The organism is Streptomyces sp. NPDC041135 (assembly GCF_055592085.1).
In genome coordinates this window covers 124552-146341 of sequence record NZ_JBVIYZ010000010.1, presented here as the reverse complement: position 1 = coordinate 146341, position 21790 = coordinate 124552, and the positions used below count along the sequence as shown (strand labels likewise).

Annotated in this window: 16 protein-coding genes; 8 read left to right on the top strand and 8 right to left on the bottom strand. The window is 73.1% G+C overall.

The features are described 5' to 3' along the window. Positions 1-167: 167 nt before the first annotated feature. Positions 168-911: an HAD family hydrolase gene (locus ACZ6CZ_RS23385; protein WP_469024358.1), complete on the bottom strand. Its 744-nt coding sequence runs from the start codon at positions 909-911 to the stop codon at positions 168-170. A gap of 165 nt (positions 912-1076) precedes the next feature. Then, positions 1077-4592 (bottom strand): methionine synthase, encoded by a 3516-nt coding sequence (gene metH, locus ACZ6CZ_RS23380; protein ID WP_469024356.1) that lies wholly within the window; start codon positions 4590-4592, stop codon positions 1077-1079. A gap of 340 nt (positions 4593-4932) precedes the next feature. Here metH and ACZ6CZ_RS23375 point away from each other — a divergent pair, with 340 nt between their 5' ends. The 5 genes from ACZ6CZ_RS23375 (at position 4933) to ACZ6CZ_RS23355 (ending at position 11467) form a co-directional block, all read left to right on the top strand. Beyond that, positions 4933-5697, top strand: a complete 765-nt coding sequence (locus tag ACZ6CZ_RS23375; protein ID WP_469024354.1) for an IclR family transcriptional regulator — start codon at positions 4933-4935, stop codon at positions 5695-5697. A 353-nt stretch (positions 5698-6050) separates the two neighbouring features. Beyond that, entirely contained in the window at positions 6051-6845 is a 795-nt protein-coding gene (locus ACZ6CZ_RS23370; RefSeq protein WP_469024351.1) for an MIP/aquaporin family protein, read from the top strand. Positions 6846-6924: 79 nt separating this feature from the next. Beyond that, positions 6925-8463 carry a glycerol kinase GlpK gene (glpK, locus tag ACZ6CZ_RS23365; RefSeq protein ID WP_469024349.1) on the top strand — a complete coding sequence of 513 codons (1539 nt, stop codon included), beginning with the start codon at positions 6925-6927 and terminating at the stop codon, positions 8461-8463. Between the two features lie 42 nt (positions 8464-8505). Then, positions 8506-10122: a glycerol-3-phosphate dehydrogenase/oxidase gene (locus tag ACZ6CZ_RS23360; RefSeq protein ID WP_469024347.1), complete on the top strand. Its 1617-nt coding sequence runs from the start codon at positions 8506-8508 to the stop codon at positions 10120-10122. Between the two features lie 274 nt (positions 10123-10396). Continuing rightward, the gene (locus tag ACZ6CZ_RS23355; protein ID WP_469024345.1) at positions 10397-11467 is read left to right on the top strand and encodes a PAC2 family protein; all 1071 of its coding nucleotides are present in this window, start codon (positions 10397-10399) and stop codon (positions 11465-11467) included. 78 nt (positions 11468-11545) lie between these two features. Here the strand turns inward: ACZ6CZ_RS23355 and mshC are convergent, their stop codons facing one another. From mshC to ACZ6CZ_RS23335, 4 genes are all read right to left on the bottom strand, one after another. Further along, positions 11546-12775, bottom strand: coding sequence for a cysteine--1-D-myo-inosityl 2-amino-2-deoxy-alpha-D-glucopyranoside ligase (gene mshC / locus ACZ6CZ_RS23350; protein ID WP_469024342.1), 1230 nt, complete (start codon positions 12773-12775; stop codon positions 11546-11548). A 143-nt stretch (positions 12776-12918) separates the two neighbouring features. Continuing rightward, positions 12919-13749, bottom strand: a complete 831-nt coding sequence (locus tag ACZ6CZ_RS23345) for an SCO1664 family protein (RefSeq protein WP_469024340.1) — start codon at positions 13747-13749, stop codon at positions 12919-12921. After that, positions 13713-14303, bottom strand: a complete 591-nt coding sequence (locus ACZ6CZ_RS23340; protein ID WP_469024338.1) for a DUF3090 domain-containing protein — start codon at positions 14301-14303, stop codon at positions 13713-13715. The genes ACZ6CZ_RS23345 and ACZ6CZ_RS23340 overlap by 37 nt, the downstream gene beginning before the upstream one ends. Positions 14304-14402: 99 nt before the next feature. Further along, on the bottom strand, positions 14403-15089 hold the full coding sequence (locus tag ACZ6CZ_RS23335) for a histidine phosphatase family protein (protein WP_469024335.1): 687 nt from the start codon (positions 15087-15089) through the stop codon (positions 14403-14405). Between the two features lie 61 nt (positions 15090-15150). On the opposite strand from ACZ6CZ_RS23335, the gene corA reads away from it, so the two are divergent. Then, positions 15151-16152 carry a magnesium/cobalt transporter CorA gene (corA, locus tag ACZ6CZ_RS23330; protein WP_469024333.1) on the top strand — a complete coding sequence of 334 codons (1002 nt, stop codon included), beginning with the start codon at positions 15151-15153 and terminating at the stop codon, positions 16150-16152. An 18-nt stretch (positions 16153-16170) separates the two neighbouring features. On the opposite strand, the gene ACZ6CZ_RS23325 is transcribed toward corA, so the two are convergent. Next, positions 16171-16959 (bottom strand): ferritin-like domain-containing protein, encoded by a 789-nt coding sequence (locus tag ACZ6CZ_RS23325; protein ID WP_469024330.1) that lies wholly within the window; start codon positions 16957-16959, stop codon positions 16171-16173. A 235-nt stretch (positions 16960-17194) separates the two neighbouring features. Continuing rightward, positions 17195-18250, bottom strand: coding sequence for an LLM class F420-dependent oxidoreductase (locus ACZ6CZ_RS23320; RefSeq protein ID WP_469024328.1), 1056 nt, complete (start codon positions 18248-18250; stop codon positions 17195-17197). Between the two features lie 163 nt (positions 18251-18413). Between ACZ6CZ_RS23320 and ACZ6CZ_RS23315 the strand changes: the two genes are divergently transcribed. Further along, entirely contained in the window at positions 18414-19397 is a 984-nt protein-coding gene (locus tag ACZ6CZ_RS23315) for an aldo/keto reductase (RefSeq protein WP_469024325.1), read from the top strand. Then, positions 19394-21724 (top strand): helix-hairpin-helix domain-containing protein, encoded by a 2331-nt coding sequence (locus tag ACZ6CZ_RS23310; protein ID WP_469024322.1) that lies wholly within the window; start codon positions 19394-19396, stop codon positions 21722-21724. The genes ACZ6CZ_RS23315 and ACZ6CZ_RS23310 overlap by 4 nt, the downstream gene beginning before the upstream one ends. The last annotated feature ends 66 nt before the right edge of the window (positions 21725-21790 follow it).

The following is a 21790-nucleotide window of genomic DNA, read 5'->3' as shown; positions in this document are numbered from 1 at the left end:
TGTCGAGCCCTGGAGGCGTGGGGAACGTCACACGTTCAACTGGGTTGGTGAGGACCGGAATTCGGCGGCGTGCGGGCCCTGGAATTCGCTTGGTGTACGGCGGCGGCTTTTCTGTACACGGTGTCCGCAGGTGGTGCGGCGCGCTCATTCGCACGCTGGGTGAACGTCTAGATCCTAGCCGTCATCAGGCCGCGCAGGAATGCGAGGTCGACCTCTTCGAGGGAGGTGACGACGGTGCGGCGCTCGGCCGGGGCGATGGGGGCGACGGAGGGCACGGCGACCACCTGGCAGCCGGCCGCCTCGGCGGCCGCGACGCCGGTGGCGGTGTCCTCGACGACGGCGCAGCGGGCGGGGTCCGCGCCGAGTCCGGCGGCGGCGAGGAGATAGGGGTCGGGGTAGGGCTTGGTGCGGGAGACCTCGTCGCCGGCGATGGACAGGGCGAAGTGGTGGGGGCCCAGGGAGGTCAGCACGCGGTCGATGATGCGCCGGTGCGAGGCGGAGACGAGGGCGGTGGGGACGCGGTGGGCGTGCAGTTCGGCCAGCAGCCGGGCGGCGCCGGGCATCAGCGGCAGGGAGTGCCCGATGCGCTTCTCGAAGCCGTCGTTGAGCAGCACGGACAGGTCGGCGAGGGTGATGTCGGCGCCGGTGGCCTCGATGAGGAAGCCGGCGCTGCGGGTCATGGGGCCGCCGACGACGACGTGCCGCCAGGAGTCGTCGAGGGTGTGGCCGAGGGCGGCGAAGACCTCGACCTCGACGTCCCACCAGAAGCCCTCGGTGTCGACGAGGGTGCCGTCCATGTCGAGGAGGACCGCCTGGAGGGCGGCGGGGCCTTCGGGGGCCGCGGCCCGGCCCGTCCGGGCGGAGCCGGGTTCCTGGGGCAGGGGTCCGAGCGCGGGGACCGTGCTGGTCATCCGGTGGCACCTCCTTGAGGGACGACCAGGCCGGTTCCCGTACGGGGAACCGGCCTGCGGTGGATCGACCAGTCTACGTCGGTCACTGGTGAAACGCCTGGTCTGTCGCTGGGGCAGGAGGATACCCCCGGTGTCCCGGGGGGAAACCCGGGCCGGGGGCCGGTGTCAGCGGGCGTTGAAGTACTTGGCCTCGGGGTGGTGGATGACGATGGCGTCGGTGGACTGCTCGGGGTGCAGCTGGAACTCCTCGGAGAGGTGGACGCCGATCCGCTCGGGCCGCAGCAGCTCGGCGATCTTGGCGCGGTCCTCGAGGTCGGGGCAGGCGCCGTAGCCGAGGGAGAAGCGGGCGCCCCGGTACTTCAGGGCGAACATGTCCTCCATGGCGTTGGGGTCCTCGCCGGCGAAGCCGAGTTCGGAGCGGACGCGGGCGTGCCAGTACTCGGCGAGTGCCTCGGCCAGCTGCACGGACAGGCCGTGCAGTTCGAGGTACTCGCGGTAGGCGTCGGCGGCGAAGAGCTTGGCGGTCTCCTCGCCGATGCGGGAGCCGACGGTGACGACCTGGAGGCCGACGACGTCCGTCTCGCCCGACTCCTCGGGGCGGAAGAAGTCCGCCAGGCACAGGCGGCGGCCGCGGCGCTGGCGCGGGAAGGTGAAGCGGGTGCGCTCGTTGCCCTGCTCGTCGAGGATGATCAGGTCGTCGTCCTTGGACACGCAGGGGAAGTAGCCGTAGACGACGGCGGCTTCGAGGAGGTTGTCGGTCTGGAGGCGGTCCAGCAGGCCGCGCAGGCGGGGGCGGCCCTCGCTCTCGACGAGTTCCTCGTAGGTCGGTCCGTCGCCGGTGCGGGCCTGCTTCAGGCCCCACTGGCCCTTGAACAGGGCGCCCTCGTCCAGCCAGGTCGCGTACTCCTTGAGCTGGATGCCCTTGACGACGCGGCTGTCCCAGAAGGGCGGGGCGGGGACGGGGTTGTCGGTGGCGACGTCGGAGCGGACGTGGCCCTCCTCGGGGCGTTCCTCGACCTCGACGGCGGCCGCGGCGCGCACCCGGCGCTGCTTCAGCTCGGGCAGCTTGGCGCCGGGCACGCCGCGCTTGACGCCGATGAGGGCGTCCATCAGGCGCAGTCCCTCGAAGGCGTCGCGGGCGTAGCGGACCTCGCCCTCGTACAGCTCGTGCAGGTCCTGCTCGACGTAGGCGCGGGTGAGGGCGGCGCCGCCGAGGATGACGGGGTAGTCGGCGGCGAGGCCGCGCTGGTTCAGCTCCTCCAGGTTCTCCTTCATGATCACCGTGGATTTGACCAGCAGGCCGGACATGCCGATGACGTCGGCGCGGTGTTCGTCGGCGGCCTCGAGGATCGCGGAGACGGGCTGCTTGATGCCGAGGTTGACGACGTTGTAGCCGTTGTTGGACAGGATGATGTCGACGAGGTTCTTGCCGATGTCGTGGACGTCGCCGCGCACGGTGGCGAGCACGATGGTGCCCTTGCCGTCGGCGTCGGACTTCTCCATGTGGGGTTCGAGGTGGGCCACGGCGGCCTTCATGACCTCGGCGGACTGCAGGACGAACGGCAGCTGCATCTGGCCGGAGCCGAAGAGTTCGCCGACGACCTTCATGCCGTCCAGCAGGGTGTCGTTGACGATGTCGAGGGCGGGGCGGGTGCGCAGGGCTTCGTCGAGGTCGGCTTCGAGGCCGTTGCGCTCGCCGTCGATGATGCGGCGCTTGAGGCGCTCGTCCAGGGGCAGTGCGGCCAGTTCCTCGGCCCGGCCGGCCTTGAGGGACTTGGTGGTGGCGCCCTCGAAGAGCTGCATGAGCTTCTGGAGGGGGTCGTAGCCCTCGCTGCGGCGGTCGTGGATGAGGTCGAGGGCGGTGCGCACCTCCTCCTCACTGAACCGGGCGATCGGCAGGATCTTGGAGGCGTGCACGATCGCGGAGTCCAGGCCCGCCTTGACGCACTCGTCGAGGAAGACGGAGTTGAGCAGGACGCGGGCGGCCGGGTTGAGGCCGAAGGAGATGTTGGACAGGCCGAGGGTGGTCTGCACGTCCGGGTGGCGGCGCTTGAGTTCGCGGATGGCCTCGATGGTGGCGACGCCGTCCTTGCGGGACTCCTCCTGACCGGTGCAGATGGTGAAGGTCAGGGTGTCGATGAGGATGTCCGACTCGTGGATGCCCCAGGTGCCGGTGAGGTCGTCGATGAGCCGTTCGGCGATCTCGACCTTCTTCTCGGGGGTGCGGGCCTGGCCCTCCTCGTCGATGGTGAGGGCGATCAGCGCGGCGCCGTGCTCCTTGGCCAGCGCGGTGACCTTCGCGAACCGTGATGCGGGGCCGTCGCCGTCCTCGTAGTTGACGGAGTTGATGACGGCGCGGCCGCCGAGCTTCTCCAGGCCCGCGCGGATGACCTCGACCTCGGTGGAGTCCAGCACGATGGGCAGGGTGGAGGCGGTGGCGAAGCGGCCGGCGAGTTCCTCCATGTCGGCGACGCCGTCGCGGCCGACGTAGTCCACGCACAGGTCGAGCATGTGGGCGCCCTCGCGGATCTGCTCGCGGGCGATCTCCACGCAGTCGTCCCAGCGGCCCTCCAGCATGGCCTCGCGGAACTTCTTGGAGCCGTTGGCGTTGGTGCGCTCGCCGATGGCCAGGTAGGCGGTGTCCTGGCGGAAGGGCACCGACTGGTAGAGGGAGGCGGCGCCGGGTTCGGGCCGGGGCCGGCGCTCGGGCGGGGTGACGTCCCGGACGCGTTCGACGACCTGGCGCAGGTGCTCGGGGGTGGTGCCGCAGCAGCCGCCGATGAGGGACAGGCCGTAGTCGCGGACGAAGTTCTCCTGGGCGTCGGCCAGGCCCTCGGGGCCGAGGGGGAAGTGCGCGCCGTCCTTGGTCAGGACGGGCAGGCCGGCGTTGGGCATGCACAGCAGCGGGATGCGGGAGTGCCGGGTGAGGTAGCGCAGGTGCTCGCTCATCTCGGCGGGGCCGGTCGAGCAGTTCAGGCCGATCATGTCGATGCCGAGGGGCTCGAGCGCGGTGAGCGCGGCGCCGATCTCGGAGCCCAGCAGCATGGTGCCGGTGGTCTCGAACGCCATGGAGCACAGCAGGGGGACCTCGGTGCCGAGGCGTTCCATGGCGCGGCGGGCGCCGAGGACGGAGGCCTTGGTCTGGAGGAGGTCCTGGGTGGTCTCGACGATGAGGGCGTCGGCGCCGCCGGCGAGGAGGCCTTCGGCGTTGGCCTGGAAGCCGTCGCGGAGGGTGAGGTAGGGGATGTGGCCGAGGGTGGGGAGCTTGGTGCCGGGGCCGATGGAGCCGAGGACCCAGCGCTGCCGGCCGTCGCGGGCGGTGAAGTCGTCGGCGCTCTCGCGGGCGATGCGCGCGCCGGCCTCGGACAGCTCGTGGACGCGGTCGGCGATGTCGTACTCGGCCATGGCCGAGTGGTTGGCCCCGAAGGTGTTGGTCTCGACGCAGTCGACGCCCACGGCGAAGTACGCCTCGTGGACGGAGCGGACGATGTCGGGGCGGGTGATGTTGAGGATCTCGTTGCAGCCCTCGAGGTTCTCGAAGTCCTCGAGGGTGGGATCCTGCGCCTGGAGCATGGTGCCCATCGCTCCGTCGGCGACGACCACACGGGTGGCGAGTGCTTCGCGGAGCGCGGACACACGGGCCCGGCTGTCGGCGGAAGGGGACGGTGGCGACGAGGCCATGAAGGGGCTCCCTGGGCTGCGACGGCTGTCGGCTTTGCGGCTGCCCGGTCGGTCCCGGGCCTGCCGCACGGCGCCAGAGTAACCGGCGGTGGGCTTGGATGGGCAGTGGCGTCCACGGGCCGGACGTGCGTGGCGGGGGTGGCGCGCCCGGGGCCGTGCGGTGCGACACTCGGCGACCGACCATTAGCGGGAGGTCGGCATGGACCGGTAGTGTTCGACATTGCCGAACGGCGATTGCGGTAGCGGACGGTGGCGCCCAGCGGGGCGCCGGCGGACACCGGCGGGCGCCGGGTGCACGTCGGCGATCGCCGGCGGCGAGGGAGACGGAGGCAGGACGGCGATGGCACGGAACATCCAGTCGCTCGAACGGGCGGCCGCGATGCTGCGGCTGCTCGCGGGCGGCGAGCGACGGCTCGGCCTGTCGGACATCGCCTCGTCGCTGGGCCTCGCCAAGGGCACCGCCCACGGCATCCTGCGCACCCTCCAGCAGGAGGGGTTCGTGGAGCAGGACGAGGCCTCCGGGCGCTATCAGCTGGGCGCCGAGCTGCTGCGCCTGGGCACCACCTACCTGGACGTGCACGAGCTGCGGGCGCGGGCCCTGGTGTGGACCGACGACCTGGCGCGCTCCAGCGGGGAGAGCGTCTACCTGGGGGTGCTGCACCAGCAGGGGGTGCTGATCGTGCACCACGTCTTCCGGCCCGACGACAGCCGCCAGGTGCTGGAGATCGGCGCGATGCAGCCGCTGCACTCCACCGCGCTGGGCAAGGTGCTGGCCGCCTACGACCCGGTGGCGCACAGCGAGGCCCTGGAGGCCGAGCGCAAGCCGTTCACCGACCGGACCGTGTACGAGGCGGAGGGCTTCGAGCACCTCCTCGACCTCACGCGCGCGCGTGGGTACGCGGCGGACGTGGAGGAGACCTGGGAGGGCGTGGCCTCGGTGGCCGCGCCGGTCCACAACCGGCGGCGGATGCCCGTGGGCGCCGTCGGCATCACCGGGGCCGTCGAGCGGCTGTGCAAGGACGGCGAGCTGCGTCCCGAGCTGATCGCGGCGGTACGCGACTGTGCCCGCGCGGTGTCGCGGGACCTGGGCGCCGGGCGGTTCTGACCGCCGTCGGCGCGGCATCTCAGCAGGCGATGACCGGGACGCAGGGCGGCGTCCCGGCTCTCGCCATACCCTGAAGAGGACATAAGGCACCAAACCCGCATTTCATACCGCCCGGAACCCATAGCCCGTAGCGATCAATAACGATCGCGCTTTCGATAAAAGACCTCTTGACGAGCCCGTAACGCCGGGGCGAGACTCCCGTCCATCGGTCGGCATTGTCGAACACCTACCGGCAATACGCGCTAGAGTGTGACAACGCCAAGGGCCGGCATCGCCCTCACCCCCGAGGGCAGCTCGAACTCCCGGAGGGACCCGGGGTTCGGTCCCCTGGACGAAGGACAAAGGAGTCGCGGGTGTCCAGCTCCGACATCTTCATCGGCGAGACCATCGGTACCGCCATACTCATCCTGCTCGGTGGCGGTGTGTGCGCCGCCGTGACGCTGAAGGCCTCCAAGGCCCGCAACGCCGGCTGGCTCGCCATCACCTTCGGGTGGGGTTTCGCCGTTCTGACGGCCGTCTACACCTCGGCGCCGCTCTCCGGTGCCCATCTCAACCCGGCCGTCACCCTCGCACTCGCGATCAAGGACAACGACTTCGGCGACCTCCCCTTCTACTGGGGCGGTCAGCTGCTCGGCGCCATGATCGGCGCCACCCTGGTCTGGGTGGCCTACTACGGCCAGTTCCACGCCCACCTCACCGACAAGGAGATCGTCGGCGGCCCCGGTGCGCAGACCACGGCGACCAAGGCCGTCGAGGCCCAGGAGAAGGGCGCCGGCCCGGTCCTGGGCGTCTTCGCCACCGGCCCGGAGATCCGCAACGCGGTGCAGAACCTGCTCACGGAGATCATCGGCACCGTGGTGCTGGTGCTCGCCGTCCTCACCCAGGGCCTGAACGACAAGGGCAACGGCCTGGGCACCCTGGGCGCCTTGATCACCGCGCTGGTGGTCGTCTCGATCGGCCTCTCGCTCGGCGGCCCCACGGGCTACGCGATCAACCCCGCCCGTGACCTGGGCCCGCGCATCGTGCACGCCCTGCTGCCGCTGCCCAACAAGGGCGGCTCCGACTGGCGCTACGCCTGGGTGCCGGTGGCCGGTCCGCTGATCGGCGGCGCCGTCGCCGCGGGTATCTACAACCTCGCCTTCGCCTGAGCCCCGGGGCCGGGACCTCACCGGCCCAGCACGCGCCGTACGCCCGAAGCCCCCACCACGGACCTTCCAGGAGCACACAGTGACCGACGCCCACACCGCAGGCCCGTTCATCGCCGCGATCGACCAGGGCACCACCTCCAGCCGCTGCATCGTCTTCGACCGCGACGGCCGTATCGTCTCCGTCGACCAGAAGGAGCACGAGCAGATCTTCCCCAAGCCGGGGTGGGTCGAGCACAACGCCGTCGAGATCTGGACCAACGTCCAGGAGGTCGTCGCCGGGGCCGTGCGCAAGGCCGGCATCACCCGCGACGACATCAAGGCCATCGGCATCACCAACCAGCGCGAGACGACCGTGCTGTGGGACCGGACCACCGGTGAGCCCGTCCACAACGCCATCGTCTGGCAGGACACCCGCACCGACACCCTCTGCCGGGAACTGGGCCGCAACGTCGGCCAGGACCGCTTCCGCCGGGAGACGGGCCTGCCGCTGGCGTCCTACTTCGCCGGACCCAAGGCCCGCTGGCTGCTCGACAACGTCGACGGCCTCCAGGAGCGCGCCGAAGCGGGCGACATCCTCTTCGGCACCATGGACAGCTGGGTCATCTGGAACCTGACCGGCGGGGTCGACGGCGGGCGACACGTCACCGACGTCACAAACGCCTCCCGCACCCTGCTGATGAACCTGCACACGATGCAGTGGGACGACAAGATCTGCGAGTCGATCGGCGTGCCGAAGCAGATCCTGCCCGAGATCCGCTCCTCCGCCGAGGTCTACGGCGAGGTCACCGGCGGCGAGCTGGGCGACCTGCTCGGCGGCATCCCGGTCGCCTCGGCGCTCGGTGACCAGCAGGCGGCCCTGTTCGGCCAGACCTGTTTCTCCGAGGGCGAGACGAAGTCGACCTACGGCACCGGCACCTTCATGGTGATGAACACCGGCGAGAAGATCATCAACTCCTACTCCGGTCTGCTCACCACGGTCGGCTACAAGATCGGCGACCAGCCGACGGTCTACGCCCTGGAGGGCTCGATCGCCGTCACCGGGTCGCTGGTGCAGTGGATGCGCGACCAGATGGGCCTGATCTCCACCGCCGCCGAGATCGAGACGCTCGCGATGTCGGTCGAGGACAACGGCGGCGCCTACTTCGTGCCGGCCTTCTCCGGCCTGTTCGCCCCGCACTGGCGCTCCGACGCCCGCGGTGTGATCGCCGGCCTGACCCGGTACGTCACCAAGGCGCACCTGGCCCGCGCCGTGCTGGAGGCCACCGCCTGGCAGACCCGCGAGGTCGCCGACGCGATGACCAAGGACTCCGGCGTCGAGCTGGCCACCCTCAAGGTGGACGGCGGCATGACCGCCAACAACCTGCTCATGCAGAACCTCTCCGACGTCCTGGACGCGCCCGTGGTGCGCCCGATGGTCGCCGAGACCACCTGCCTGGGCGCCGCCTACGCCGCCGGCCTCGCCGTCGGCTTCTGGAACAGCACCGACGACCTGCGCGCCAACTGGCGCCGGGCCGCCGAGTGGACCCCCCGCATGGACGCGGAGACCCGCGCCCGTGAGTACAAGAACTGGCTCAAGGCCGTCGAGCGGACCATGGGCTGGCTCGAAGACGAGAGCTGACCGCAAGCCCTCACGACCTCCGACGAGGAGTAAGTACCCGAAATGACCAGTCAGTCCACCCTGCAGTCCGTGCCTGCCCTGGGGACGCACCCGGCCTCCGGCTCCCTCCCGAGCCGCGCCGAGACCAGGGAGCAGCTCTCCAAGGCGTCGTACGACCTTCTCGTGATCGGCGGCGGCATCCTGGGCATCTCCACCGCCTGGCACGCCGCGCAGTCCGGACTCAGGGTGGCTCTGGTCGACGCCGGCGACTTCGCCGGCGCCACCTCCTCCGCCTCCTCCAAGCTCCTCCACGGCGGTCTGCGCTACCTGCAGACCGGCGCGGTGAAGCTGGTGGCGGAGAACCACTTCGAGCGCCGTGCGGTCTCCCGTCAGGTGGCCCCCCACTTGGCGAACCCGCTGACCTTCTACCTCCCCGTGTACAAGGGCGGGCCGCACGGCGCGGCGAAGCTCGGCGCGGGCGTCTTCGCCTACTCCGCGCTCTCCGCCTTCGGCGACGGCGTCGGCCACCTGCTCAGCCCGGCCAAGGCCGCGCAGGACGTGCCCGAGCTGCGCACCGAGAACCTCAAGGCCGTGGCCGTCTACGGCGACGACCAGATGAACGACGCCCGCATGGCGCTGATGACGGTCCGCGCGGCCGTCGAGGCGGGCGCGGTGGTCCTCAACCACGCCGAGGTGACGGGCCTGCGCTTCACCCAGGGCCGGGTGACGGGCGCGGACCTGCGCGACCGCACCAGCGGCGACGAGTTCGGCGTGAACGCCCGGCTGGTGCTGAACGCGACCGGGCCGTGGGTGGACCACCTGCGCCGGATGGAGGACCCGAACGCCGCGCCGTCGATCCGCCTGTCGAAGGGCGCGCACCTGGTGCTGAAGCGGACCTCGCCGTGGCGGGCCGCGCTGGCGACCCCCATCGACAAGTACCGCATCACCTTCGCCCTGCCCTGGGAGGACATGCTGCTGCTGGGCACCACCGACGAGGAGTACGAGGGCGACCCGGCCGACGTCGCGGTCACCGAGAAGGACACCGCCCAGATACTCGACGAGGCCGCGTTCTCCGTGCGCGACCAGCAGCTCGACCGGGATCTGATCACGTACGCCTTCGCGGGGCTGCGCGTGCTGCCGGGCGGGCCCGGCGACACCGCCAAGGCCAAGCGGGAGACGGTGGTGACCGAGGGCAGGGCCGGGATGCTGTCCGTCGCCGGCGGCAAGTGGACCACCTTCCGGCACATCGGCCGCACGGTGATGAAGAAGCTGGAGGAGCTGCCGGGCCACCCGCTGGGCGACGACTTCGAGCCGATCTCCTCGCTGCCGAAGAAGCTGCCGCTGCCCGGCGTCGCCAACCCGCGCGCGGTCGCCCACCGCCTGCTCGTCGACCGCCCGGCGCCCGGCCCCCGGATGGCCGCCGACACCGCCAGGCACCTGGCCACCCACTACGGCTCGCTCGCCTTCGACATCGCACGGCTGGCCAACGAGCACCCGGAGCTGGGCGAGCGCGTCCACCCGGACGCCCCGGAGATCTGGGCGCAGGTGGTCTACGCCCGTGACCACGAGTGGGCCGAGACGCCGGACGACGTGCTGCGCCGGCGGACGACGCTGACGATCCGCGGCCTGGCCACGGACGAGGTCCGCGCCAAGGTGCAGGACCTGCTCGACAAGAAGTGACCGGCAGGCCCGGCCGCGGCAGACGGGAGGGGCGGTCCCACCGGTGTGGTGGGACCGCCCCTCCCGTCTGCCCGCTCCCCCGCACTCCGCCCGCCAGGTGGCCTGTGCGGCGCCTGTGCGCGGGCCGGCCGGACCGGGCCGGTGCGCGGGGTGTTCCGAGGTGGGGAACGGGGCAGTGATCCGTTCACCGCCCCTGCGAGGGGGCTGCGGACACCCCCGCCGGACGCCGTAAGGTTGGGACGTCAAGCGAGGGCACGTCGGAAGGAGGCACTGGGTGATCGAGCTGGAGGGGGTTCCCGAGCTGATCGACCCAGTCATGGTGGCCGCGTTCGAGGGCTGGAACGATGCCGGCGACGCCGCCTCCACCGCGGTCGCGCATCTGGACCGGGAGTGGAAGGGCGAGGTGTTCGCGGCGCTGGACGCCGAGGACTACTACGACTTCCAGGTGAACCGGCCCACGGTGTGGATGGACGCGGGCGTCCGCAAGATCACCTGGCCGACGACACGGCTGTCGGTGGTCCGCGTCGGCGGTGACAAACCGCGCGACCTGGTGCTGGTGCGGGGCATCGAACCGTCCATGCGCTGGCGCTCGTTCTGCAACGAGCTGCTGGGCTTCGCGCACGAACTGGGCGTGGAGCTGGTGGTGGTCCTGGGCGCGCTGCTCGGCGACACCCCGCACACGCGTCCGGTCCCGGTCAGCGGGGTCACCTCCGACCCGGACCTGGCCCGGCGGATGGACCTGGAGGAGACCAAGTACGAGGGTCCGACGGGCATCGTGGGCGTGTTGCAGGAGGCGTGCACGCACGCGGGCGTCCCGGCGGTGTCGCTGTGGGCCGCGGTGCCGCACTACGTCTCGCAGCCGCCCAATCCCAAGGCCACGCTGGCCCTGCTGAACCGTCTCGAGGACCTGCTGGACCTGCGCATCCCGCTGGGCGAGCTGCCCGAGGACGCGCGTGCCTGGCAGGTCGGCGTGGACCAGCTGGCCGCCGAGGACACCGAGGTCGCCGAGTACGTGCAGACGCTGGAGGAGGCCCGGGACACCGCCGAGCTGCCGGAGGCGTCGGGCGAGGCCATCGCCCGCGAGTTCGAGCGGTACCTGCGGCGCCGGGACGGCGGGGCGCCGGGCGGTCACGCCACGGCGGAGGGCGGCGAGGGCGGCTCCTACCTGCGGGACAGTCCCGGCCGCAGCAGGCCCCCGATGCCGCCGCGGGCCGGGAGCACCGGAGCCGCGGAGCCGTCCCCCGGTGCCGAGGGCGACGCCGGGGACGCGGGCGAGGCGGGCGAGGGCCGCGGCGACCGTGACGGCGGCGACGGCGGCCAGGCCCCGGATCCTTCCGAGGACTGAGCCGGCGGAGCGGGCCGGACGGCACCGAGCCGGAAAGGGGCGGCTCCCGGGGTCACGGGAGCCGCCCCTTTCGTGCTGTTACAGCGCCACGCCCAGCAGCGCGTCCACCGCGCGCGAGACGACACCGGGCGCGCCGGCGTCCGTGCCGCCATGGGCCTGCTGCGCGGACACCCAGCGGTCCACGGCCGCCAGCGCGGCGGGGGCGTCGAGGTCGTCGGCGAGCGCCGCGCGCATCTCCTCCACCAGCTCCTCCGCGGGCGGCCCGTCGGGGCGGGAGACGGCCGCGCGCCAGCGGGCCAGCCGCTCCTGGGCGTCGCGCAGCACCTGGTCGGTCCACTCCCAGTCGGAGCGGTAGTGGTGGGCGAGGAGGGTGAGCCGGATCGCGGCGGGGTCGACGCCGTCCTGGCGCAGCCGCGAGACGAACACCAGGTTGCCCCGGGACTTCGACATCTTCTCGCCGTCCAGACCGACCATGCCGGCGTGCACGTAGGCCTTCGCCATCGGGAACCGGCCGGTGAGGACCTGGGCGTGCGAGGCGCCCATCTCGTGGTGCGGGAAGGCGAGGTCGGAGCCGCCGCCCTGGACGTCGAAGCCCATGCCCAGGTGGTCGAGGGCGATGGCGACGCACTCGATGTGCCAGCCGGGGCGGCCCCGGCCGAGGCTGCCGCCGTCCCAGCTGGGCTCGCCCTCGCGGGCGGCCAGCCACAGGATCGGGTCGAGCGGGTTCTTCTTGCCCGGGCGGTCCGGGTCGCCGCCGCGCTCGGCGGACAACAGCCGCATCGCGGCCGCGTCGAGGCCGGAGACGGCGCCGAAGTGCGGGTCGGAGCCGACGGAGAAGTAGATGTCGCCCTCGAGTTCGTAGGCGGCGCCCAGCTCCCGCAGCCGCTCGACGAGCGGCACGATGCCAGGTATCGCCTCCACGGCGCCTATGTAGTGCCGGGGCGGCAGCATCCGCAGGGCCGTCATGTCCTCGCGGAAGAGGGCGGTCTCCTTCTCGGCGAGGGCGGTCCAGTCGACGCCGTCGCGCTGCGCGCGCTCCAGCAGCGGGTCGTCGACGTCGGTGACGTTCTGGACGTAGTGCACCTGCCGCTTGGTGTCCAGCCACACGCGCTGGACGAGGTCGAACGCGTTGTAGGTCGCCGCGTGACCCATGTGGGTCGCGTCGTACGGCGTGATGCCGCAGACGTAGATGCGGGCGACGGGACCGGGGTCGAGGGTCACCGGGGCACCGGTCGCGGTGTCGTGGATCCTCAGGTCGCGGCCCTGACCAGGCAGGGCGGGGACCTCGGAAGCGGGCCAGGCATGCATGTACATGAGCCTAACCCGGCGGCATGCCCGGTATACGAACCGGACCTGACCGGGCGGCCCGGAGGCGGTCTTGTAAAGGGCCCGCCGATGTGCTCGGCGGGCGCCCGCCGCGGGGTCCCTCGCTCGGACCGGCGGAAGGTCGCTCAGACCGGTGGCCAGGGGATCGCCGGCCACTCCCCGCCCGGTTCCGGGTGCCGTCCGCCGGACAGCAGCGCCTCGACCCGCGCGCGGGTCGCCGCCGTCTCCGCCGGGGTGATGAGCCCGGCCAGCCGCCCGTGCAGCCCGGCGCCGTCGGCGAGGGCGGCCGCGAGCCCCTCGAGGACGGTCACGGCCTCCGGGGCGAGCGGTTCCCCGGCCCAGCCCCACAGCAGGGTGCGCAGCTTGTCCTCGACGTTGAAGCACACCCCGTGGTCGATGCCGTAGAGCCGGCCCTCGGCGGTCGGCAGCAGGTGGCCGCCCTTGCGGTCGGCGTTGTTGATCACCGCGTCGAGGACGGCGAGCCGGCGCAGCCGTGCGTCGTCGGCGTGCACCAGCAGGGCGGTGCGTTCCTCGCCGACGTCGGCGAGCCCGATGGCCTTCCAGCCGGGTTCCGGCTCCTCGCCGTCCACCAGCGCGAGCAGCTCGGCGCCTGGATCCGCCTCGATCCACAGCTGGACCATGCCCTCGCCGTACGGCCCGTCCCGCAGCACGGTCGGGGGGACGAGCCCCCAGCCGGTGGCCTCGGAGACCTCGTAGGCGGCCACCTCACGGCCTGCGAGGGTGCCGTCGGGGAAATCCCACAGCGGACGCTCGCCGGCCACGGGCTTGTACACACAGGAGGCTTCCTGGCCGTCGTGGGCGACGGTGCAGAACAGCGCGGCGTTGGACGCCTCGCGGATGCGGCCGCGCACGGTCAGCTCCCCCCGGGCGAGCAGCTCGGCGGTGCCGGGGTCGCCGGTCACGCTCCGCGGCGGTATCCGTTCTGGCGCGGACATACGTGTCCTTCCGGGTCGAGCGGGAGGCTGCACAGCGGGCACGGCGGCCGCCCGGCGTTGACGACGTCGAGGGCGCGCTTGGCGAAGGCCCGGGCCTGCGCACCGGTCAGCCGGACCCGCAGCATCGGGGGCCCGTTCTCCTCGTCCTGAAGCAGCCGCTCCTCGGCCTCGGCGAGGTCCTCCTCGGTGTCGGCGTCCAGCTCCACCAGGGCCTGCGCCTCGACGATCATGCGCTGTTCGTCACCGTCCCAGGCGAGCGCCATGGTGCCGACGCGGAACTCCTCCTCGACGGGCGTCTCCAGCGGCGCGGTGTCGGCGACCTCCGTGGGGGCCACGGCGGGGACGGCCGCGTTGCCGCCGCTGCGCCGGACGACCTCGTCCAGCAGTTCGTCCATGCGTTCGGCGAGCGCGGCGACCTGGGTCTTCTCCAGGGCCACGCTGGTCACCCGGGAACCCGCGACGGCCTGGAGGAAGAACGTACGGCGTCCGGGCAGCCCGACCGTGCCGGCCACGAAGCGGTCCGGCGGATCGTAGAGGAACACCTGACGGGACACGTCCTGTCTCCATGGGTTTCGAGAGTTACGGCAGAGCGGGGAGTGCGGGATTGCGGTGGAGCGACGGCAGCGACCGCTTCACCCTACTGCGGCGGACGATCACGGTGCGCCCGCGCCGCCTCCGACCGGTGCGTCCTCCCCGGGCGGCTGCGCGCGCGGGGCGAGCGAGGCGAAGTCCCCGGTGTCGCCGAGACGCAGCAGGTACGGCCTGAGGCGGGTGTACCGGATCGCGGTGACGGAACACGGTTCCACGGAGATGCGCTGGAAGAGGTCGAGGTGGAGGCCGAGGGCGTCGGCGACCAGGGACTTGATGATGTCGCCGTGGGCGCACATCAGGTACACGGCGTCCGGTCCGTGGTCGCGCTCCACGCGCGCGTTCCACTCGCGGACCGCCTCGGCGGCGCGGGTCTGCATGGCCCGCATGGACTCCCCGCCGGGGAAGGCGGCCGCGGACGGGTGGGCCTGGACGACCTCCATCAGCGGCTCGTCCTTCAGCTCGGCGAGTTTGCGGCCGGACCAGTCGCCGTAGTGGCACTCCCCGATCCGCTCGTCGGTGTGCGCGGTCAGGCCGGGGCGGGCGTCGAGCAGCGGGCGGACGGTCTCCTGGCAGCGCTGCAGCGGGCTGGTGACCAGTTCCGCGATCGCCAGCCCCTCCAGCCGCCCGGGCAGCGCGGCGGCCTGGGCGGCGCCGCGTTCGTCCAGGGCGACGCCCGGGGTCCAGCCGGCGAGCACTCCGGAGGTGTTGGCGGTGGAACGTCCGTGCCTGAGGAGGATCAGCGTGGGCATGCGGCCAGAGTAGGCGCACCGCCGGGTGCGCCGGCGTGCGGGTGACGGGAGAATACGCGCTGTGATCGTCGACTGCGCCCTGTACCGGGACGGGCACCGCGAGGAGGGCCCCCAGGACTTCTCCGACGCGCTGGAGGACGCGCGCGGCCGGGACGACAGCTTCCTGTGGATCGGTCTGCACGAGCCCACGGAGAAGGAGTTCGAGCTGGTCAGCGAGGAGTTCGGGCTGCATCCGCTGGCCGTCGAGGACGCCTTGAAGGCGCATCAGCGGCCCAAGCTGGAGGTGTACGACGACTCGCTGTTCATCGTCCTGAAGCCGGTGACGTACGAGCCGCGCAGCGACACGGTCGCCTCGGGGGAACTCATGCTGTTCGTCGGTGACTCCTTCGTGGTGACCGTGCGGCACGGCGAGGGCGCTCCGCTGGCGCAGGTCCGCAGCCGGCTGGAGCAGGAGGAGGACGTGCTGCGGCAGGGTCCGACGGGGGTGCTGTACGCGATCACCGACGCCGTCGTCGACCACTACCTGGAGGTGGCGACCGAGCTGGGCACGGACCTGGAGGAGCTGGAGGCGGAGGTGTTCTCGCCGAGCAGCGGGGGTTCGCGGCACACGGCGTCGCGGATCTACACCTTCAAGCGGCAGGTCCTGGAGTTCCGGCGGGCGACGGGGCCGCTGGCGGTCGCCACGACCCGGCTCGCGGGCCTGGGGCCCGCCGGCGGCGCCTCGGTGCCGTTCGTGCACGAGGAGGCGCGTCCGTTCTTCCGGGACGTCAACGACCACCTCACGCGCGTGAACGAGTCGGTGGAGGGCCTGGACCGGCTGGTGTCGGACGTGCTGTCGGCGCATCTGGCGCAGATGAGCGTGCGGCAGAACGACGACATGCGGAAGATCTCCGCGTGGGCGGCGATGGCCGCGATCCCCACCATGATCGCGGGGATCTACGGCATGAACTTCGAGCACATGCCCGAGCTGCGCTGGGTGTGGTCGTACCCGGCGGTGCTGGCGCTGATGGCCGCTCTGGAAGTGGCGCTGTACCGGATGTTCAAGCGGCGCGGCTGGATGTGAGCCGGCCCCCGGCAGGGTTCAGGCGAAGTCGGGGGCGGGGTCGGCGGGGCCGCCCAGGGCGTCGCGGCGCCGGGGCATGCGCAGGGTCACCATGCGGCGCCGGCCGCCGAGGCGCTCGTAGGCGTACACGGCGTGGATGCCGGCCGCGAGCAGCGCGTACCTGGCCCGCGGCCAGCCCAGGAGGCGGCTCATGCGCGCCATGACGGCGAGGCTGACGTCCCGGTGGACCCGGATCTCGGCGAGGGCGTACGCGCGCAGGGTGCGCCGGATCAGCGTGCCGTGGCCGGCGGCGGTGAGGCGCAGCAGTTCCTCGTGGGTGTAGGCGAGGTGGGCGGCCTCGTCGTCGGAGATCATGCGGACGGCCCTGCCGATGTCCGGGTGGTCGGCGAAGTGCCGGCAGAGCAGGGCCATCTGCTCGGCGGCGCGCTGTTCGGTGACGCGGCTGTGCGCGAGGTAGACGACGAGGTCGGCCACGGTGAGCGGGTCGTCCCGCTCCAGGCGGGCGTGGGCGAGTCCGACGCCGCGGCGCTCCAGCAGCATCGTGTAGTCGGTCTCCGGCGGCACCGGTACGGGCTCCAGGCCGCGCTTTCTCAGCAGGGCGCGGAAGATGCGGCCGTGCTTGTCCTCGTCGGCGCCGTGGCGGGTGATGCGGGGGGCCAGGTCGCGCTCGCCCGGCGGCACCAGAGCGGCGATCCGCGCGTTCTCCCAGCCGCCCTGCGCCTCCCCGCGGGCCGCGATGGAGCAGAACAGGCGGAAGGAGTCGTCGTGGTCGAGGATCTCCTGGAACAGGCTCTTGGCCGACGGCATGGCACGCACCTCTCTGCGGGACTGCGCAGAGAGTGAGTCAAATGCCGAGGTGAGGACGGCGCAACAGCTCACGGCGGCCGGTGGGCCGAAAGAAGGACGTGCCGGGGTGCCGCGGGGGCGTAACCGCCGGGCCCCCGGCGCGTTGTTCCGCGTGACGGCCGTGGCGGGGAAGACCCCCGAGCCCCCACCACGGCCGCTGGAACGTCCCGGGCCGGTCCGGCCCGCCGGACCTGGCCTAGGCCAGGCAGGCCCGCTCGAAGGCCTCGCTGCCGGCCCGCAGGGCCGCGAGCCGCTCGTCGAGCGTGAAGCCGGCCGGGGAGAGGCTGAGGGTGGTGACGCCGGCGGCGGCGTAGGCCTTCATCCGGTCGGCGATGCGGTCGACGGAGCCGAGCAGGGCGGTCCGGTCGATCAGCTCCTGCGGGACGGCGGCCGCGGCGCCCTGCTTGTCGCCGGCCAGGTACTTGTCCTGGATCTCGGCGGCCTCCTTCTCGTAGCCCATGCGCTGGGCGAGCTGGTTGTAGAAGTTCTGCTTGCGGCTGCCCATGCCGCCGACGTACAGGGCGGTGTAGGGGCGGAAGGTGTCGGCGAGGCGGGCGATGTCCTTGTCGTCACCGAGGGCCAGCGGCAGCGTGGGGCAGACGTCGAACCCGTCGAGGGTCAGGCCGGCCTTCTCACGCCCGGCGCGCAGATGGCGGACGGCCGTGTCCTCGAGGTGGTCGGCGGAGGGGAAGATCAGCAGCGCGCCGTCGGCGATCTCGCCGGTCTGCTCCAGGTTCTTCGGGCCGATCGCGGCGATGTACAGCGGGATGTGCTCGCGCTGCGGGTGCACGGTCAGCTTGATGGGCTTGCCGGGGCCGCCGGGCAGCGGCAGCGTCCAGTGCTCGCCCTCGTAGGACAGCCGCTCGCGGGTCATGGCCCTGCGGACGATCTCCACGTACTCGCGGGTGCGGGCCAGCGGCTTGTCGAACTTGACGCCGTACCAGCCCTCGGAGACCTGGGGCCCGGAGACGCCCAGGCCGAGGCGGAACCGGCCGCCCGACAGCGAGTCCAGCGTCGCGGCGGTCATCGCGGTCATCGCGGGCTGCCGGGCCGGGATCTGGAAGATGGCCGAGCCGACGTCGATGCGCTCGGTCTTGGCGGCGACCCAGCTGAGCACGGTGGCCGCGTCGGAGCCGTACGCCTCGGCGGCCCAGCACACGGCGTAGCCCAGCCGGTCGGCCTCCTGGGCCACGGCCAGGTTGTCCCCGTCCATCCCGGCGCCCCAGTAGCCGAGGTTGATCCCGAGCTGCATGGCCGATCCCCTTACCCATGAGTAACGTCCTTGTCGCCCCGACCTTAGCGCGCGAGCGCTCGCGTCGGGATGGTGCGACCGGGCCGCCCGCTGGGGAAACGTCGCTGTCCGTCGTTATCCACAGGCAACCCACTGCACGAGCCGCGGCCAGTAATCTCGCGGCATGGAGCAGAGGCATCTCGGCCGTACCGGCCTGCGCGTGTCCCGGATCGGGCTCGGCACCCTGACCTGGGGCCGGGACACCGATGAGCACGCCGCGGCGGAGCTGCTGAAGGCCTTCTGGGAGGCCGGCGGCACCCTCGTCGACACCGCCGACGTGTACGGCGACGGGGAGGCCGAGTACCTGCTCGGGCAGCTGATGGAGGGCCTGGTGCCGCGCCGGGACCTGGTGATCTCCACGAAGGCGGGGAGCGTGGCGGACCCCGACCGCCGCTTCGACGGTTCGCGGGGCCATCTGCTCGCCGCCCTCGACGCCTCCCTCGCCCGCCTGGGCACGGACCACGTCGACGTGTGGCACGTGCACGCCTTCGACCCCGACACCCCGCTGGAGGAGACGCTCCAGGCCCTCGACCTGGCGGTGAGCAGCGGCCGGGCCCGGTACGCCGGGGTCTCCAACTTCTGCGGCTGGCAGCTGGCGAAGGCCGCGACCTGGCAGCTGGCGGCGCCGGGCACGCGTACCCGGCTGGCCAGCACGCAGATGGAGTACTCGCTGCTCCAGCGCGGCGTCGAGCGCGAGGTGCTGCCGGCCGCGCTGGACCTCGGAGTCGGTCTGCTGCCCTCCTCGCCGCTGGGCCGGGGCGTGCTGACGGGCAAGTACCGCCACGCCACCCCGCAGGACTCGCGCGGCGCCTCGGAGCACCTGGCCCCGTTCGTCGCGCCCTACCTCGACGACACCGCGACCCGGATCGTGGACGCGGTGACCACGGCCGCGGACGGGCTGGCGGTCACCCCGCTCCAGGTGGCCCTGGCCTGGGTGCGCGACCGGCCCGGCGTGGCCGCCCCGATCGTCGGCGCGCGCACCGCGCGGCAGCTCACGGCGGCTCTGTCAGTGGAGGCCCTTAGTCTTCCTGACGAGATCTGCAGGGCGCTGGACGATGTGTCGGCGCCGGTGCACCGCTATCCCGATCACGACTGGAGCACGCTGTGAGCACGGAGCCGGACACCCCGGAGGAACCCCGCCCGGAGACGCCGGACACACCGGACACGCCTGCCGAGGGGGCCGCCGGCCCGGAGGCGGAGGCGGTCCCGGAAGTGGTCTCGGAGGCGGACGCGGGCAGGGAGGCGGCTGCCGGCACCGGGGGCGGTGAGGCCGGTGCGGGCGGCGGGGACGACGCCGGTGACGGTGCGGCCGAGGGCGGTGAGGCCGGTGCGGGGGCCGAGGGCGGCGGTGCGGCCGCGCTGTCCGAGGCCGAGGCGGAGATCGCCGCCCAGCGGATCGAGCGGGAGCGGATCGAGCGGCGCAAGGCGGAGAAGGCCGCGCCGATCGCCAGCGGGACCAAGCTGAGCGGCCGGGCGGCCGACCTGCTCGCGGCGGTACGGGCGGTGGAGAGCGGCGAGAAGCCGGTGACCCGGGTGTTCGACGAGGCCGCCCCGGCCCCGCGCCGCCCGGCACCCGAGCCCGCCCGGCGCCCGCAGCCCGCCCCCGTCGTCGCGCCCGCGGCCGCCCCGGAGGCCGTCGACGCCGTACGGCGCGTGCTGATCGAGGGCGGCGCCCCCGACACCCTGGCACCCCAGGTCGCCGCGGCCCTCGGCGAGGGCGCCGACGCGGTGCTGCGCGCGGACCCCTGGCAGCTGCTGCGCGTCGGCGGCGTACGGCCCGAGCAGGCCGACGGGTTCGCGCGGGCCCTGCTCGGCGCGGAGTGCGGCCCCGACGACGAGCGCCGCGGCCGCGCGCTGACCTGCTGGCTGCTGGAGCAGGCGGCCCTCGTCGGGCACACCGCGCTGGAGCTGCCGGCGCTGGTCGCCGCCCTGGCCCAGCGGGGCGTCCCGGACGCGGAGGCGGCCGTGCAGGGCGCCCTCGCGGAGGGCGACGCCCTGGTGTTCCAGGACGCCCTGGACACACCCGGCGGCGCCCCGGCCCACGCACCGCGGGCGGCGGCCCCCGAGGCGGCCGCGGCGGAGGACGGGACGGACGAGGAGGACGGCGACGAGGACGAGCCGGAACAGCCGGTGCGGGTCCTCGTCGGCCTGGAGCGGTACGCGCTGGCCGAGGAGAGCCTCGCCGACGGCCTGGCCCGCCTGGTCAACTCCCTGCCCAAGGAGGCCGCGCCGGCCTGGGAGACGGCCGCCGGCGCGGTGTCCGGGGGTGCGGCCGAGCTGGCCCGCGCGGCCGCCGGACACGGCCTGGTGCTGCACACCGGCGGCGAGGCGGCCCGCGCCGAACCGGCCGCCCTGCTGACCGCGGCGCACACGGCGGGCCTGCGCTGCTTCGCCCTGTGCCACACCCCCGACGGACGCCGGCGGTTCGCCGCGCTGCTCGGCGCGGACGCAGGTGCGGGTGCCGGTCCGGCCGGCGAGGCCCCCGTCGGTACGGTCGCCGGGCTGCTGTCCGGCCACGAGGGACCCGGCCGCGACGCGGACGGCGCCCTGGCGCTGGATCTGCTGGTCGTGCTGGACGCGCCGCAGCTCGACGTGGAGAGCGCGGCGATGCTCGTGGAGTCGCTGCCCGACGGGGCGCGGCTGGTGCTCAGCGGCGACCCGGCGGTGCTGTGGTCGGCCGGGCCCGGCCGGGTCTTCGCCGATCTGCTGGCCTCCCGGACCGCCCCGCAGATCGCCTCCCGCACCCCGGACCCCGGCCCGCTCGGCGAGCTGGTCTCCGGTATCGGGGTGGGCGAGCTGAACCAGGTGGAGGCGCCCGGCAAGGAGGTCGTCATCGTGCCGGTGCGGGACGCCGGCGAGGCCGTGCACCGCACCGTGCAGCTGGTCGCGGACTCGGTGCCCCGGGCGATCGGCGTCCCGCCGGAGCAGACCGTGGTGATCACCCCCGGGCACGGCGGCGCCGCGGGGACCCGGGCGCTGAACGCCGCCCTGAAGGAGCGGCTCAACCCGGGGCCGGGGCGCTTCGGCGGCTTCGACCCCGGCGACCGGATCGCCTACTCCCCCGCTCCGGGACGCACGGTGCCGGGCCGGGTGGTGAAGGCCGACGCGGAGGGGCTGCACCTGTCGTGCGCGGGCGCCGCCGTCGTCGTACCGAAGGAGCGGGTGGAGCGGTCCGTGCGGCTCGGCTGGGCGCTGACCGCGCACCAGGCGGTGGGCGGGCAGTGGCCGGCCGTGGTCGCGGTGCTGCCCGGGGACGCCGCGCAGGTCCTCAGCCGGCCCTGGGTCTACACGGCCTTCGGCCGGGCCGAGCGGCACCTGTCCGTGGTGCACGGCGTGGACCAGGCGCTGGCCAAGGCGGTCGCCGAGGTTCCGGCCAAGCCGCGCACCACGCGTCTGCCGGCGCTGCTGCGCACCCAGATGCCGGTCACCGGCTGAGGGCGGTCCGGCCGTCCCGGCCGGTACGGATCACCGCCGCCGTGCCCGGGGCGGCGGTCCGTCGGC

Bases quoted from the DNA above. Each gene is read 5' to 3' on its own strand.
- ACZ6CZ_RS23360 (WP_469024347.1), top strand. From the start codon at position 8,506: ATGACCAGTCAGTCCACCCTGCAGTCCGTGCCTGCCCTGGGGACGCAC.
- ACZ6CZ_RS23335 (WP_469024335.1), bottom strand. From the start codon at position 15,089: ATGCCCACGCTGATCCTCCTCAGGCACGGACGTTCCACCGCCAACACC.
- ACZ6CZ_RS23345 (WP_469024340.1), bottom strand. From the start codon at position 13,749: ATGTCCGCGCCAGAACGGATACCGCCGCGGAGCGTGACCGGCGACCCC.
- metH (WP_469024356.1), bottom strand. From the start codon at position 4,592: ATGGCCTCGTCGCCACCGTCCCCTTCCGCCGACAGCCGGGCCCGTGTG.
- ACZ6CZ_RS23315 (WP_469024325.1), top strand. From the start codon at position 18,414: ATGGAGCAGAGGCATCTCGGCCGTACCGGCCTGCGCGTGTCCCGGATC.
- ACZ6CZ_RS23385 (WP_469024358.1), bottom strand. From the start codon at position 911: ATGACCAGCACGGTCCCCGCGCTCGGACCCCTGCCCCAGGAACCCGGC.
- ACZ6CZ_RS23375 (WP_469024354.1), top strand. From the start codon at position 4,933: ATGGCACGGAACATCCAGTCGCTCGAACGGGCGGCCGCGATGCTGCGG.
- ACZ6CZ_RS23320 (WP_469024328.1), bottom strand. From the start codon at position 18,250: ATGCAGCTCGGGATCAACCTCGGCTACTGGGGCGCCGGGATGGACGGG.
- ACZ6CZ_RS23325 (WP_469024330.1), bottom strand. From the start codon at position 16,959: ATGCCGTCGGCCAAGAGCCTGTTCCAGGAGATCCTCGACCACGACGAC.
- mshC (WP_469024342.1), bottom strand. From the start codon at position 12,775: ATGCATGCCTGGCCCGCTTCCGAGGTCCCCGCCCTGCCTGGTCAGGGC.